10 protein-coding genes are annotated in these 16,656 nt (G+C 41.9%); 2 read left to right on the top strand and 8 right to left on the bottom strand.

Going from position 1 to position 16,656, the window contains the following annotated elements; genetic code table 11:
- Positions 1–229: 229 nt before the first annotated feature.
- Both BLO53_RS13250 and BLO53_RS13245 read left to right on the top strand, forming a co-directional pair.
- Positions 230–1,255 carry a DUF2804 domain-containing protein gene (locus BLO53_RS13250; RefSeq protein WP_092062546.1) on the top strand — a complete coding sequence of 342 codons (1,026 nt, stop codon included), beginning with the start codon at positions 230–232 and terminating at the stop codon, positions 1,253–1,255.
- A 248-nt stretch (positions 1,256–1,503) separates the two neighbouring features.
- Entirely contained in the window at positions 1,504–2,718 is a 1,215-nt protein-coding gene (locus BLO53_RS13245; protein ID WP_092062543.1) for an EAL domain-containing protein, read from the top strand.
- Position 2,719: 1 nt separating this feature from the next.
- Here the strand turns inward: BLO53_RS13245 and BLO53_RS13240 are convergent, their stop codons facing one another.
- The 8 genes from BLO53_RS13240 to BLO53_RS13205 all read right to left on the bottom strand — a co-directional run bounded on the left by BLO53_RS13240 (position 2,720) and on the right by BLO53_RS13205 (position 16,407).
- Complete coding sequence (locus tag BLO53_RS13240) at positions 2,720–3,316, bottom strand: ECF transporter S component (RefSeq protein WP_026490199.1); 597 nt, start codon at positions 3,314–3,316, stop codon at positions 2,720–2,722.
- Positions 3,317–3,434: 118 nt separating this feature from the next.
- A complete protein-coding gene (locus BLO53_RS13235; RefSeq protein WP_092062540.1) occupies positions 3,435–5,774 on the bottom strand; it encodes a glycoside hydrolase family 2 TIM barrel-domain containing protein in 2,340 nt (779 codons plus the stop codon).
- Between the two features lie 24 nt (positions 5,775–5,798).
- Positions 5,799–7,448: a rhamnogalacturonan acetylesterase gene (locus BLO53_RS13230; protein WP_092062537.1), complete on the bottom strand. Its 1,650-nt coding sequence runs from the start codon at positions 7,446–7,448 to the stop codon at positions 5,799–5,801.
- Positions 7,449–7,469: 21 nt separating this feature from the next.
- Positions 7,470–9,917, bottom strand: coding sequence for a rhamnogalacturonan lyase (locus BLO53_RS13225; protein ID WP_092062535.1), 2,448 nt, complete (start codon positions 9,915–9,917; stop codon positions 7,470–7,472).
- A gap of 13 nt (positions 9,918–9,930) precedes the next feature.
- Positions 9,931–12,675, bottom strand: coding sequence for an exo-rhamnogalacturonan lyase family protein (locus BLO53_RS13220; protein WP_092062532.1), 2,745 nt, complete (start codon positions 12,673–12,675; stop codon positions 9,931–9,933).
- Between the two features lie 131 nt (positions 12,676–12,806).
- Positions 12,807–14,438 (bottom strand): hypothetical protein, encoded by a 1,632-nt coding sequence (locus tag BLO53_RS13215; protein ID WP_092062529.1) that lies wholly within the window; start codon positions 14,436–14,438, stop codon positions 12,807–12,809.
- A gap of 79 nt (positions 14,439–14,517) precedes the next feature.
- Positions 14,518–15,426, bottom strand: a complete 909-nt coding sequence (locus tag BLO53_RS13210) for a carbohydrate ABC transporter permease (protein WP_026490194.1) — start codon at positions 15,424–15,426, stop codon at positions 14,518–14,520.
- Positions 15,427–15,441: 15 nt separating this feature from the next.
- Complete coding sequence (locus BLO53_RS13205; protein ID WP_207637880.1) at positions 15,442–16,407, bottom strand: ABC transporter permease; 966 nt, start codon at positions 16,405–16,407, stop codon at positions 15,442–15,444.
- Positions 16,408–16,656: the final 249 nt, after the last annotated feature.

The raw sequence follows: 16,656 nt of genomic DNA, 5'->3' as shown, positions 1-16,656 counted from the left end.
CGCTTCGTGTCCGCAGCAGCAACGTATATAAATATATCACTGGCCTATATTAGTGTCAACAACTTTTTTAACATTTTTTTCTTGACGTTATTTGCAATCCATTAGTACTATGTACATTCTCACCTGCTTCAAATAAAATATATATAGCAGACATACCTGGAATGCCTGTTTCATAGCTGTCTTTTAAATACCTACGCTAATATATTCCATAATTCTAAAGGGGGTTTTTATGGATAGAAATCATGAAGTCTTATCTCCACATCCGCTTTTAAATGCTCACGGAAATCTAATAGAACCTGGCTGGTCCAGATCTCTTTTGCAGGAATATGACAGGTCCATGATCAAGGCTCCAAAGTGGCGAATTAAGGAATGGGACTATTACCTTATTCTATCTGATAGCTTTGCAGGGGCCTTCACCATTTCTGATGATGGATATATTGGTCTGCAATCTGTTTCTCTTTTAACCTTTAACGAGAGTCCCTGGGAGCATACTGAAACTGTTCTTAACACTTTCCCAATGGGTAAGTTTGCGCTTCCATCTTCATCTTCCACAGGTACTACATATTATAAAGATAATCGTCTTCAAATGAAGTTCGAAGTTCTCTCTGGAGAAAGACATATCACCTGCCACTTCGAAAACTTCAATGAAGGAAAGCCCTTTGATTGCGACATTTTCCTGAAGCAGCCACAAATGGACACTATGGTAATAGCAACTCCTTGGGATAAGGACCGATGTTTTTACTATAATCAGAAAATAAATTGCATGCGTGCTTCTGGATATATGTTATATGATGGACAGAAATATGAATTTGACCCTGACACTGATTTTGGCACCCTTGACTGGGGACGTGGTGTCTGGACCTATGACAATACCTGGTTCTGGGGATCTGGAAACTGTGATATCGATGGAAAGGCCTTTGGCTTTAATATAGGATATGGCTTCGGCAATACAAAGGCCGCCACAGAAAATATCCTTTTTTATGATGGCGTAGCTCATAAATTAGATGATATCACTTTCCACATTCCTGAAAATAGCTATATGGATCCCTGGAAGTTCACATCTTCTGATGGGCGATTTGAAATGGATTTCGTTCCTGTTCTTGATAGAGCCGCCTGCCTTGACTACAAGATAATTGTCTCGGATCAGCACCAGGTATTTGGCCGCCTTTCCGGAACAGCTATCCTCGATGATGGCCAGAAAATACATGTAAAAGATATGATGTGCTTCGCAGAAAAGGTGCACAACAAATACTAATAGCCTCTTCCTTTATTATAAGTAGAATAATAAAAAGAAATTTGGTGTCCTTATGATATCTAAGTTATAGCTATAGATATTGTTGGAGCGTACTTGCCATTGAATTTAAAATTCCATAAAACAATTCAACGTTGAAATTTCGAACCAATATCCGTGAATTTTGTTTTCTCGTATATTGACATTCAATTGAACACAATATATACTCTCCCTCTGTGTTTTGTTGTTTTTAGTATTTATTTGAGGGAAAAATGGAACAGAAATATCTTTTACATGACATAGTTGCAGCCATGGAAGTCGGTGAGTTGCAAGCATATTATCAGCCACAATATAATGCCAAGGAAGGTGTTATAGGCGGAGCCGAGGCACTTGTCAGATGGATCAAATCAGATGGAACTGTAGTACTTCCCGGGGACTTTATTCCTATTCTTGAGGAAGCTGGTCAGCTCTCGCTTGTAGATTGGTTCGTTGCTGAAGATGCCTGCAAGACGATCAAGCAGCTCAAGGATAAAGCAGTAAGGATCAGTGTTAATTTTAGCAGAGAGCACGCCAAGGATAAGCAATTTATTGAAAAACTGAATAGATTAGTAGATTCCTATGGTATAGATAAATACTATTTTGGTGTAGAAATCACAGAGTCTGATGTTACAGCGGATAAAGATGAAGTCATGAATTGGGTCCATTCTATAGAAAAAGCTGGTTACATGGTTTCAATCGATGATTTTGGATCTGGTATGTCTTCCATGTCATTTGTAAAGGATATTCCAGCACGAATCCTTAAGATAGACAGGTCATTTCTTAATGACAACTGTCTTACTGAAAAGGGAAGAATAACCTTAGAGTCTGTATTTTATTTTGCGCACAGGCTAAAGCTCCTTACAGTAGTTGAAGGCGTTGAGACTCCGGAACAGCTTCAGTTTATCAATACCTGCGACTGTGACTATATCCAGGGTTATATCTTTTCTAAACCTATTCCTAAGACAGATTTTATCAATATGATAAAAGAAGAAGCTCCTGTTGAGATGGAAGCAATGGATCTGTTTGAAGACCAGTCAGCAGTGTTTGAGCAGGTAAGGATACTCATAGAATCTGTATACAAAAAGTTCCAGATAATTAAATTTGCAAATATTAGCAAGAACTCTTACACATTCATGAGACGTGAAAACTTTTTAAATACAGAAATTCCAGAAACGGGTCCCTATGACAGCTGCCTCAAGCAGATTGTTGAAATGACTGTTCCTGAATCAAAAGAGGAAATAGAAAAGGCTTTTAATAGAAAAAGCCTTATAGATGCCCACGCTGCAGGCAAAAAGAGAGTTATGCGCATTGTTCAGCAGTTAGATGAAAATGGGAATCGCCACAAAGTAGCCATCGAAGACTACTTTATGGAAAATCCCAGAAGTACTGATGTATATATAGTTTCCTTTATTCAGAACATAGACTTTGAAGATGGAACCTACGTTTAATTCATGCCTCTTTTGCCTTTGTAACAGTGGGAAACAGATTGGCCTTGTTAAGAGCCGGGCGAAGAGCATTATAAATGATGATAGCAAGGACTGAATTGATCACTGCATTTATCATAGTAGTATAGGTTGTAACTGCCAGAAGCGCGCTGATGGCAGCTGCAGCCTTTTCTGCATTTGGAGTAAGAATAGTAAACCATACGTATTTAAGAGCTGGTTCAAATACACAGTTAAAAACAAGTCCTGCAACCGCTGCAAGAGATGACCACAGCAGTATATATGTCTTCTTGTGCTCCTCCGATATCTTGGCAATCTTGTGAGCAACAAGTCCTACAATAAGACCAATAACCAGCTTTGTTATAAATGTTCTGGGCGCTGATGCAGTATAGCCAAGTGACAAATCTGCAATTGTAAGGCCTACTGCGCCTGCAAGTCCGCCATAAAGGCCACCTATAAGCAAAGCTGCCAGTACTACAAATGCATTTCCAAGATGAACCTTGGTGCCTGATGCGTTAATTGCTGGAAATACAGCATATCCCACATAGCATAGTGCAGCCATAAGACCTGCATAGGTAAGTGTTCTAACATTATCGTTTTTCATAGCCTTCTCCTTTGAGCCTTTAGATTAAGAAATTTTTAAACTTAACCTAATATAGCATCAAACTGATAATACTAAAAAGGTCATAAATAAAAAATTTTATATGACCAGATTTGCTTTTTTAATCCTCTCTGGTGATTACCTGGGCAAGACCATGAAAGGTACTAACGAATCCCGCCTTTCCACCTGTATGATCCGAAGGATCACCATTTGATGCGCCCAAAAGAGTTCCCCACTCAGAAGGTATATCAAATCTTACATCCGCATTAGTCACTAGATTACCGTTTTTATCACTTAGTTCCAGTTTTCTGATAACCAGGTCGTTTTCCCTGTAATCCTCTGTAACAACAAGCCTTGCCGACAAAGTTTCTGCAGTTTCATTTACCTTTCTCATGCATTCTGCACCGTTTCTATAGCCAATTACTTCCATTTGGCCTCTCTCAGATACTACATTTTCCCAAACTAAATAGTCGTCTTTTGGCATTTTCTTTTTACCAAGACTCTTGCCATTTAAAACGATTTCCACTTCCTCTGCATTTGAAAAAACATAGTAATCAAGAACCTTCCCCGGCTCCTGATTCATATCCGGATACGCGTGAATAACACTTTCATCTGTCCACCATGCCTTATAAAAATAGTAGAAGTCCTTGGGATTACCGCATAAATCCATTGCGCCAAACTGACTGCTAATAGCAGGCCAGGCAAAGGGAGTAGGCTCGCCATAATAATCAAAACCAGTCCAGATAAACAGTCCACTTACCCAGTCCGGCTTGCAGTCTCTCCACCTCTCAGCGCCATACATGTAATATGGCTTTTTCTCATTGATAGCCAGATGACATTTTTCTTTGTCAGTTTCATAACAGCCTCTGGTTGACTTAAAAGTCCCCATTTCCGTGCTGATAAAGGGCTGATCTGGATATTCCTTGTGAAACTTCTCATAGAGATCGCTATGATAATTGTAACCAGCAACATCAAGTTGCCTGGAAATTCCCTCTAAGACCTTATAATCTGTGATAACCTCATTGGTCTTCATGTCCAGCATCAAAAGAGCCATTGTAACAGGTCTGTATGGATCAAGACGCTTTACATAATCTATCATTGTAGCAGCTATCCTTGTTCCCTGCCTTGTTGCCTGGGACTGAGCCTCCTCATTTCCTATGGAATAAATTATGACACTTGGGTGATTTCTTCCAACCTTGACCATTCTCTCAAGTTCATGCATATCTGCCCTGGCACTGGATAGAAGCCTTGTTTCAAGCATGACCAGCATTCCTTCTTGGTCACAGATATCAAGAAAATCCTCCGACAGTGGGTAATGTGCTCCTCTATAGCCATTTGCCCCCATTTCCTTAAGCTTCTTTATACGGTAGCGCATAACTTCAGGAGGAACAGCGTTTCCAAGGCCACCATGATTCTGATGGCAGCATACTCCCTTGATCTTGAGTCTCTCTCCATTTAAAAGAAATCCCTCGTTATTATCAAACCTGGCAGACCTTATTCCAAAGCTTGTTTCAGCTACATTTCTGACTTCTCCGCATGTTTCAAGCCTGCATATGAGTCTGTAAAGCTCAGGCCTATCTACTGACCACAGTCTTGGCTCATCTAATATGATCTTTGTTTTAAACTCATAGGCTCCAATATCAGATAGATACGTAAGCTCCATTATCTTACTATCATCTGATATACTCTCATCACCTGCAAGACTTAAGTTGCTTTTGTTTACCAGTTCACCTTTACTATCAATTATTTCAATGCAAAGGAGCGCCTTATACGCATGAGCATTCCTGCTACAAAGCTCACCTGTTCCAAAAATCCTGCCAGAAATCGCTACTTCTGCTCTCTTAAAGTTATCCTCAGGTTGCCCGTAAACAAAAAGATCTTCCACATGCTCTTTTTCCACCACTTTCAGATAGGCATTTCTGTAAATTCCACCGCCCTCGTAGAACCATCCTTCCGCCTGTCTGGCATCACAACGTATGGCAAGAACATTATTCTCCCCATAGGCGGCAGTATCTGTGATGTCTATAACTATTTTGCAGTAGCCACTTGGCTCATGTTCAAGAAAAAACTCATTAAGATAGAAATATGAATCTCTGTAAATTCCATCAAAAATAAGATAAAGTTTCTTGCCAAGGTATTCCTCTGGGACAAAGAAGTGCTTCCTGTACCAGCCTACATTCTTATCAAAGGAGCCTGATGTTGTATGTATATTGTTCACATCCTCCATTGCAGGAATAGTATTGTCCTTGTCAAACTCCTTTTCAGCATAAGCATAGGGCTTTGTTTCGAACACAAAATCGTGAGGAAGTGTCACTTCTCTCCAACTACTATCATCATAGCTCTTGCTCTCAGGCCCCTGGTTAAAAGAGCCAGACTTGGCCAAAGCCCATCTATTTCTTACAGATACAATATCTCCAAAATGAAATTTCCAGTTTGTATTAAAGTTTATAAGTTCTTGCATTTTAGTATTTCCTTTTAGTCATTTTTAGGCCCTGAATTCTATGATTCTGCTGGGGTTACTCTCCTTGCCATCTGCAAAAACTGCTGTTACTTTCACCTGATATACATCTGCTGCAGGCAGGATAAATGGAAGAACAGCAGAAGTTTTCTTTTCCTCTGCGCTTACGCTCCTAAGAGGGAAAAACTGAAAATCAACGGACCCCTTTCTATATACATTGTAGGAAACAGCACCCTCTACATCATTCCAGATTAGGAGGAAGTTTGCCTTTTTGTCATTTATATTCAGTTCCTGAAGAGCAAAGCCGCTTGGAACCTTGAGATCCACAGGCTTTTCAACCATACTGACAGTTCTTTTTTCAGGGACATATGTGATATCCAGATAGGGCTTTAGAGCTTCAATTTCAGGAAAGCCTTTCATTGATATAAGAGCCTGCGCAACCATCCTTGCGTAAACTTCTGCACCATACTCCTGTAAATGAGTGTTGTCTGAAACTCCATCTGCATAGGCACTTTCCGGATATGCTCCTGCCGGACACCACAGATAAAGAGATTTCGCCTCCTCGCCTCCTATCTCCTTGAGGTAGTTGTTACTAAGAGTACATAGATCAACACAAGGAACATTTTCGCGCCTAGCAACTTCCAGCATCACATCCCTGTACTTGCCAAATGAAAGCATAAAATTTCCGTCATGCTCATCACAGTTTCGCCTAGATACGGGTGTTACAAGAATCGGATAAATCCCTCTTGCTCTGCAGGAATTTATATATTTCATCAAAAAACCATCAAACTCCTCAGGGCAGACATATCTATTTGGGCGCACCGCTGTCGCGTCATTATGAGCCCACTGAAGAAGAACATAGTCCCCAGCTTTGGCCCGTAATAGTAGCGAATTCCACTTGCCCTCGTCAATGAATGACCTGGCACTTCTTGCGCCGATGGATCTATTTTCAACATATACGGATCTTCGCTCATACACATGGCACTGAGGATAGCAGTGATCTTCGGCCTGATAATCAATAAGATCCTCCTTGGGGCACACATATTTTACAAAGACCTGCCCCCAGCCAGTCTGGGGATAGTAAAACTCCTCATAGGACTGCACCGTTGAATCAGAAGCAAGGAAAATAGTGGATTTTCTTAATTTATCTTTATTCTCATCGCTTATTCTTTTCACTTCACTATAAGAAATATCGCTGATGCACAGACTCTTTTCACAAGCATCTTCCTCGGTGACTGCGCTATCTGAGACGAAAAATTGAAGACTGGTCTCTTCATGAATAGAGCAGTTTATGAAACTCTCTGTCCTGGCCTCTCCTGCCGGTATTTCCAGATCTTTTATCATAAGGACTTCATCTGCATAACAGTTTGCCATAATGCTCTCTGAGCCTTTATTTACAAAGGTTACAGTCCACTTTCCATCCTTAAGACCTGTATTATAGGTAAAAATCGGGCTATTGACATACTGATATATTCCAAAACCCGTAACTTCTGTCTCTGTCCAGGTTTTAGAACTTATCTGCAAAACGTCTCCATCAAGAGCCTTAAGATAATTGGCTTTAGTAGTGGCATCTAAATCCTCTACATGCGCTATTCTAGGATAATAAACGCCCCCAGCCCATTCTTTTGCCTTATCGGGATATGTCTTTAATCTGATGTTATAAGAAAAGGGATTCATCTTGCTTTCTCCTGAAAATAATTAAAGTTCTGGCATAACTTCATCAAATCTCATATCACTGGCATAGTAGTAGCTTACGTAGCCTGGCTGGTTATAGCAGTTGTTCTGCCAGCAGACTCCCATGCGATACTGCATGTCCTGAAGCGGTGTGAAAAGCTTGTGGTTTGTGATATCAGTGTTTATATAGATTCTAAGTGCGCTGTCATCTGCAAGGCGCAGCACAATCTCATCACGGAAATCTCCAAAAAGATCCGCAACAAGGCATGGATTGCCCTTGGTGCCGTTGTTTGTAGCTGTGCCTTCCGGCTTTAGCATTACTCCGTGAACCAGGTCACTTATGATTCCACACTTTTCTTCTGTGAGGTACTCCTTGCCATCTGTCACCTGAGTAGTAAGGTCAGCTGCCCAATGAATGTTCATATTGGTTGAAGGTGCCGGAATATCAAGCTTTTCTCCCTTTACGTTATATACATCATTGACCCAGACCTGAAGTCCTGGTTCATTCGGCACAATATCGCCTACCATGCAACGGCCAAGGTCACTCTCTGCATATTCGCCAAAATAGACACTGCCGTCTTCTGCATCTCTAAGGGCGAACCCATAGGGCGCTGCCTTGGCTCCCTCGAATACATTAAATAACTCAAGCCCAGGCCGGTCAGGATCAATATTGGCAACATGCATGGCATCACCATGTCCCAGTTTGGCACGAATTCCATTAGGAAGATTATCATAACTACTGTACAAAACACTTCCATCATGATCTATACAGGCCGCACCATAGATTATTTCCTGGCATCCATCCCCATCCACATCTGCAGTCGACAGGCTGTGATTTCCCTGTCCAGCAATTACTCCGTAAACTGGATCGCTCCCCATAAGTTCATGCGGATTATCATTAAAGGGATTCTCCATTCGAACGTAGCCGGAGTCTACACTCCATTTTTCATTGAACTTATTGTCAAAAAAGTCATAGGCTACAAGCGTTGTTCTTGTATAGTAGCCTCTGCACACTATTAGGTACGGTCTTTCTCCATCAAGATAAGCTACTCCCGATAAGAACCTGTCTACTCTGTTGCAGGGCTCTATTCTACTCATGGCATAGTCGCCCCACATAAGACCATCGTCATCTCTTCCGTACTTAAAAGGAATAGTCTCAAGCTCTTTTCCATCCCCTCCAAACATGGTCAGATACTCAGGTCCCTCGAATATAAAGCCTTCAAAATTCTCAAGATGATTTCGACTGCTGCGACTTGGCGCATAGCTTGCAATAAAATACTCTGCAAGATCTTCTGCATCCTTCTCAGAAAGAGGATACGTGTATTGGGGCGCCATATTAAAGCATTCCTCTAGCGTAGCCGGCCAATGGCCATTTACTACCTCCGGATGACTATTCCAGTTCTTGAAAACCTTCACCAGGTGCCTTCTGTAGTCAGCAGCAGAAGCCACATAATTACTGTCGTTGCAAACGCCTTTTTTGGCATCCTCCTCAGGAATAGTGATAAAAGACATTCCGCACTCAGTTCCACTTTCATCAAAAAAGTGCATGCAAGTTCCAGGCGCTGTCTTTACTGCCATTTCCGCCCTGCCATCTCCATTAAAATCGTAGACCATAAACTGGGTATAATGCGCACCCGCCCTGATATTTACCCCCATATCAAGTCGCCACAAAAGACGCCCGTCCAGTTTATAGCAGTCAAGATAGACATTTCCTGTATAACCAGTCTGAGATACATCCTTGGAATTTGTTGGATCCCACTTAACTATATACTCATATTCTCCGTCACCATCCACATCTCCAATGCTGATATCATTGGCATGGTAGTTATAGGCTTCACCTGCAGGAGTAGTCCCGCCTTCAGGGATTCTCAGAGGAATATCAAGATAGTTTTCGCCACTCTCCCAGGCCTTTACTGCCTTGGCTCCCTTAAGGGCACTTTCAATTTCTTCAGAAGAAGGCTCTTTTCCACTTTCATAGGAAACTATGCTGTACAGATCATCCTTTGTGCCAGTCTTATCAAGATAATTTGTGCTATCTGTCACAAAGGCCAGAACCTTCCCGTTCTTGCACAAAGCAAAGTCTGTTCCAGTAAGTCCAGTATTGCTATAGCCCTTAACTTCACTCTTATAAAGCCTCCAGGATACAAATATTCCCTTTCCTGTAGATACAGCTACCAGGCCGCGGTCTATCTTTTCAAGCTGCTCATTTAATCTAACTGTCACTGGAGTCTTAATTTCAGGGCTTTCATCAATGACCTGTAATTCATTAAGAGCCTGCACGGACAAATAATAGGGAATCCGGGGCATTTTGTTAAACATCTCCCTAAGCTCTGTCGTTGGTAAAAGAGCTTTCTTTTGCATGGTCTTTCTATTTCTGTCTTTCCAACAAAGCCTGTAGCTTGTTGCGCCTTCTACCTTATCCCAGGAAAGCTGTATACCATTTTTTGTAACTTCATCTATTCTAAGTTTCATATTTTACTCCATGTCAGGCTTTGTGAAATGCTGACTCCTCCAGATTCTCCACCAACTCCTGCGCTTTTAAAAGGTTATCCGGCAGGTCCCCTCTTATAAATTCCAGTGCTATTATCACATTAAGACACCACTGGGCAGTGAAATTTGTAGAGATCCAGGGAATTTCAGTGAGTTTGTGCTTATTACCTGCATCTATAGTCTCAGTAGTCATAAAACCATCGATGTTATTCTCGCTTATAAGGCTCGATAAAAGAGCTCTCCAGGTCCTTTGTGCTACAAGATGTCCCTCTGCCTTGTTATCCTTACTTATGGTTTCTGCGCCAAGCACAACTCCCTTGCAGTTCCCGCTGCAGATTCTCTCCGCAGCATAGGCTCCGAGGCCTGTAAACATGAAAGGATAGGTATATTCCCTTTCGCCAATCAGGCCGTTACATTCCTCGAGCTGCTGCTTTCTTGGAAGAAGTGCAAAACGCCCCAGTTCTATGAGCATCTGCTCAAATTCAGGTTTTTCGAGAAGATCTGCTGTTTCCATCCAGACCGTGGGGGCTCCCATACAAACCTGAAGGTGCGTTCCTCCTGTTGTTCTTTCTCCTATGTAATACAAATGTACGCTTTCCGGATCAAACTCAAAATCAGGACCGGAAGCAAGGCGAAGCGGTGCCTTGCTGATATCGTCTATACCTGTGACTATTTTGTCACGGTATTTTTCATCATTTTTCCTCTCCCACTGTGTCATCCAGTTAGATACAAGAGATGACCAGTCAGGGCCGCTGCGGGCATGGCTGGGATGCTTCATTTTTTCTTTTTCATAAAAATCCCCAAGAGGATCCTTGTTTAAAAAGCTATTTTCATTGTCTCCAAGCTCCTCAAAGATGTCTTCCATCCTGCGGTCCCCAGTCAGATAGTAAAAGACCCTGTGGTGAGCGGCCATAGCAATTCTAGCCTCCTTGCATGGGCATCCCCAATGCCTTACGTTGTGCCTGGAGCCAAGGCCCTTATACTTACCAAAGTGGTATACATCTACTTCACTGGCATGACGGGACAATTTCTCTGCCAGCCTGAATACCTCAGGTCGGCCTGTGCGCAGGAAATAATTCCAGAGCCACAAAGTCGGCACCAGTTCTGTGTTATCCCAGGCATATCCCCCCACATCATACTTCCACTGATGTCTCACAGGGTCATAGGTATGCATGAAATCTCCATAGTTAAAGAGCCCGTACCAACTGCGCTGCTCTACTTCCTGACTGTAAAAAGAAAAAGCTCTATTAAGCTGCTCTTCAAGCCAGTTTTCTACCTCTGTATTTTTTGCAGGAAGAGACCAATAGCCAAAAGCCTTCATTTCATGGTAAACTTCAGGGTCTGCGACATAGATTGCCGGATGATTTACACCTTCTGCAAATTCAAGAAGTTCCTGATCGTCAGGAATGATTTTTTCTGAAAAGCCAAGTGAACACTCGCTTGTTACAGCTATTCCGTCAGGATCTGCTCCCTTATAGTCATAGCCTTCATAACAAACCTGGTTGTAACCACGGTGCGCATAATGCCTAAAATCATAGCTCTTTGCATCAGGCGCATAGAACCAGATAGTTGCACAGGCCTTCTCGCCAGATAGACCAGCTATAGAAATCTCCCCAGGATTCTTTTCCCAGAAATCCCGAACTCCTATCATCACACATCCAGCCTCTGACCCAAAACCTGCGCCTCCAATGCTTCTGTGACCGCTAAGCGCATCTATCATACAAACGTCATCATAGGATAACTTTTTGCGAATGCTAAAGTGCTCTGCACTATCCTGTGTCAGATTCCAGGTATCCCAATGTGGGCAATTAGCTAACACCAGCTCAATGTGCTGATCTATATCCTCATCTCCACATTCTTTCATGGATTCTTGTGTTATAGGAAGTCCCTTCATCTGTTCCTTGTACAAAGACAGCGGAAGTCGTGGCCTCCAGGAAGTCAGCTGCGTGCTAACCTCGTGGAATACCCCATTATCTTCTGCAAATTTAATGTGGCGATTGTAGGAAGGGCCTTCTAATGGACTTTCAAAAGAAATACCTATTCCTTTCAGGAAATCCTTGTCCTCTTCCCCATCGTATAAAAAAGTGTGTTGTATTCTAATATCTCTTGCTGCTGTTCCCAAAAACAAACGTATGATAAAAGGGATTTTCTCCTGGCCCTTTTTGTCAGGCGCAATGCAGACATGCGTACCCTCGAAGCGAAATACTGTCTGTACATCCCCACTTTCTTCCAAAACAATATTTTTAATTCTGCCAAGATAATCTCTTGTTATCCTGGTGCTTATGCCACTTTCTGAATGTGGTTCCTCTAGCTTAAGCACAGGTTTTCCATGGGAAAAAACTGTGCGATCTCCACTTTTTATGCATTCAAATAGCTCATCTGTATCTTTTCGGATAACTGCAGAAAAGTCTCTTCCTGTAATCTCATAAGATCCAGATGATTCCAATAACTTGATTTTAAGATTGTCCTCTCCAGAAACGTCTTTTTCTTTTGTATCTTCTATATGTACTTCTATGTTGTCCCCAAGCTTGTTACTATCTGCACAGTGGGCTGTCCACTTTACACTTCCATCCGGCCAATAGGCTGTTATCCTGGACTGTAAAACTACCCTCTTTCCATTTTCATTTAAACAGCAAAAGCCTGCATCCTTTATCTTCTCTGCTGGAATTTCCCCTTTTTTCCACATACAGCCAAAATTTGCTGTGCCAGCATAGTTTTTTTCCATTCTATGTAATTTCATACCTGTATTCTCCATCACTTCAGTAGCTCTGCAAATCGAGTAAAAGACGGACAGTCTTCCAACTCTGCAATATTAAATGGCACCGACATCCGCCACGGATGCCGATGCCTGTAGTGATTTATTGAAAAAGATTATCTCTGAGCATTTACTTCTGAGATGATTGCGTCATAGCCCTGGCTTCTGATAGAGTCAAGAGTTGACTTGAACTCATCAAGTGAGATTGAACCGCAGATGTACTGTGTTCTTGCAGCTGTAACCTGGCTATCAAGGTCAGCACCAACCTGTGAGTATGTATCAGAGCCTACAAGGTATGAAAGTGCTGGGTTAACCTCTGCATACTGAAGAGCTTCAGCATATGCATTGTTCTGTGCTTCACTGAACTTATCTGACTTAACAGGGATTGCGCCTGTTGAAGACTCAGATGAAGGAAGGAATGTAAGGAGCTGATTGAGACCCTTATAGTTGTTGGCAAGAGCAACAGCATCAGAGTTTTCTGTATCAGCATCAAGGTCTTCAATATTGCCGTCAGCATCATACTGGTAGTTGATTCCTTCAAGTCCATACTGAGTGATTGTGAGCATCTCAGGTGAGCAGAGTCTGTCGAGTACTGTAAGAGCAGCCTCAATCTTTTCCTCTGTATCAAGTGTTGTAGCTGAAAGTGTAAAGAATCCGTTGTAGCCGGCAGTTGCAAGTGTGTGTCCGTTTACTGCGCCATAGAGAACCATCTTAGCTGGTTCATCAGGATTAACAACTGAAGGTGTAAGAGTATCTTCTGCTTCAAAGTACTGCCAGATTCTCTTTCCTGAATCAAGAACGTCGATATATACGCCGTTTTCACCAGTCTTACATCCATTTGACCAGGAATCTGTAGGACGGCTATAGAAATCTGCAGGCATAAGTCCATCATCATAGAGCTTCTTGATATAATCAACTGCCTCAAAGTACTCATCTGTTGTCCATACAGGAACCAGCTGTCCGTCTTTTTCCTGCCAGCCGTTTCCGCAGCCAAACCATGTCTGGATGATGTCAAAAGGTCCTGTGTATGATGTCATTTCCATACCGATTGTGTCATTCTTGCCATTTCCATCTGGATCATCATAGGTAAATGCATAGATCATCTTATAAACATCATCTGGAGTTGCGTTTTCGGGAAGCTCAACGCCAAGCTTCTCAGCCCAGTCCTGACGATAGCTAAGTCCATAACGGCCTACTACACGAGTACGAGGAAGAGCAATAAGCTTGCCACCAACAGTAAGGTTTGCAGCTACATCCTTGGACAGCTGTGAAAGATAAGGATACTTCTCTGAATCCCAAATGTAGTTGTTAAGGTCTACGAAAGCCCCGTTTTTAGCTGCTGATACAACATCACCTGTAACTGTGCCGCCCCAGGACATGATCTGTGGCATTGTTGATGGGCTTGTAAGAGCTAAAGAGTTCTTCTCAGAAAGAGCATCGTTGGCATACCAGATAAGCTCAAGGTCTGCGCCGCAGAAGTCTTCAATCTGCTGCATGATCTGGTCTGCGTACTCACCTGTTGCGTTAACACCTGCATTTAAGTCAATAACGGACCAAGTGATTGTCTGACGCTCTGCGCTTGTAGCCTGAGTATCTGTAGCTGAATCTGCTGGTGCAGATGTCTCTGTAGCTGGTGCTGCGTCGCTTCCTGCATCTGGAGTTGCTGCTGGAGCCTGAGTACTACCGCATGCTGCAAGGCTCATTACCATTACAGAAGCCAGTAACATACTAACAATTTTCTTTTTCATATCTTTTCCTCCTTATTAGGTAAAAAATTATCTGTAGGGATCATTCCCTGAACATTTGTTGTATAAAGATCAATGTCTCTTAGCCCTTAACTGCGCCAACCATAACGCCCTTAGTGAAATACTTCTGCACGAAAGGATATACGCACAAAATAGGCACTGTAGCTATTACTGTACAAGCCATCTTCACTGCTTTATCTGGCGGTGTTCCGTTGATATCAAAATCATTGACCATGTTATCTACAATAGTAGATGACTGAAGTATGATAGAACGAAGCTGGATCTGAATAGGATATTTCTCCGTTGTCTGAAGGTAGATCATTGATCCAAAGTAGTCATTCCAGAAGCCTACACCATAGAAAAGAGCAATGGATGCAATAACAGGCTTTGAAAGAGGAAGTGCTACCTTAAGGAATATCTGCAGATCATTGGCTCCATCCATATAGGAAGCCTCATCAAGCTCCACAGGAAGTCCCTGAAAGAACTTCTTTATGATGATCATGTTAAAGGGGCTGATAAGTCCTGGTAAGATCAGAGCCCAATAGGTATCGTACAGGCCATAGGCCTTATATACGATGAAAGAGGGGATCATACCACCACTAAAGAGCATGGTTACAATGACCATATTCATCACAAAATTTCTGCCCCTGAAATGTGTCTTGGAAAGTGGATATGCAAAGGTAAGTGAAAAGAGCATACACATTACTGTTCCAAGTGCAGTCAGGATTATTGAGTTCCTAAGTCCTCTTAAAATGTTAGCTGTTTTTATGGCATACCTATAAGCATTCAAGGACCATACTGATGGAACTATGAAAAATGCTTTTTCTGTAAGTTCTTTTTCCGTTGCAAAAGATCCTGCAAACACATAGAGGAACGGTAATATAGTGCTTATTGCAATAAGTCCAAGAACAACATAGATGATCACATCTACAATTTTGTCACCGACGCTTTTCTGAACTCTTACGCCAGTCTGGTATTTTGTTTTAGACATTCCGCCTCCTCCTTTCTAGTAAATTCCGCTTTCGCCAAACCATTTAGCAACTCTGTCTGACAAAAGAACCAGGATCATTCCCACAACTGACTTGAACATACCAACTGCTGATGAGAAGGAATACATGCCATTTTTAATACCCTTTGTATAAATATAGGTATCAAATACTTCTGCCCTTGCTATGTTCAGGTCATTTCTCATAAGGAAAATCTGCTCATAGCCTGTATTCAAGATGCCGCCAACTCTAAGAATCAGCATCATGATGATGGTTCCTCTGATAGCCGGAAGTGTAATGTGCCACATAAGTCTCCATCGGCCTGCGCCATCAACCTTGGCTGCTTCATAAAGTTCCTGATCAACTCCTGATAAAGCTGCCAGGAAAACAATGGTTCCATAACCAGTCTCGCGCCATATGTCCTGACCTACGATAAGTCCCCAGAAGGCAGATGCCTTAGACAGGATATCGAAGGTATTTCCTGTTACCATCTTGTATATAATGTTGATAACACCATCTGTTACATTAAATAACTGATAGGTCAAACTTGCGATGATAACCCAGGATACAAAGTGTGGAATATAAACCAGTGTCTGTACCAGTCTCTTATAAACGTTATGTCTTACTTCATTTAAGAATAAAGACAAAATAATTGGTGCCGGAAAATACAAGACCAGCTGCAGTAAGCTGATTCCCAATGTATTTACCAATAGTTTCCTAAAATCATTATTACTAAAAAACCTGGTGAAATTTGCAAATCCTACCCAGTCGCTTCCCCACAAGCCTTTGAATGGACTATAGTCTTTAAATGCAATAACAAGTCCGCCCATTGGCACGTATCTAAATAGGATCATGTAGATAAGACCCGGAAGCAGCATAAAGTATAACCACATATGCTGCTTGAAATACTTTGCATTACTGGTCCTGTTGGCTTCAAATACAGATCCGTCTGCCATCTTGATCAGCTGCTTTTTTGCTTTTGCCATACGCCTCTCCTTCTTCCCTTTTTCATCCCTTTGTGGTATTCCACAAATGTAATCGGCTCTCACAAGCTTTTTACATGATTATGATAACTTCGCCCTCTCCTAACATCTATAATCATATTATTTTTGACTGATTATCATAATTCAGGCGCTTTTAAGTTGTGCAAAATGCACAAAAGTATCATTTTCTAACACCCTTTTTGGGGCTCAAAAAAGAAAATGATACTTTTTAAAAAGCAACTGTTATTAAAT

Origin of the sequence: Butyrivibrio sp. INlla14, assembly GCF_900102515.1 — a bacterium.
Taxonomy (GTDB): domain Bacteria; phylum Bacillota; class Clostridia; order Lachnospirales; family Lachnospiraceae; genus Butyrivibrio.
Note: the sequence above shows the minus strand (reverse complement) of the source record. Positions and strands in the feature narration are given on the sequence as shown.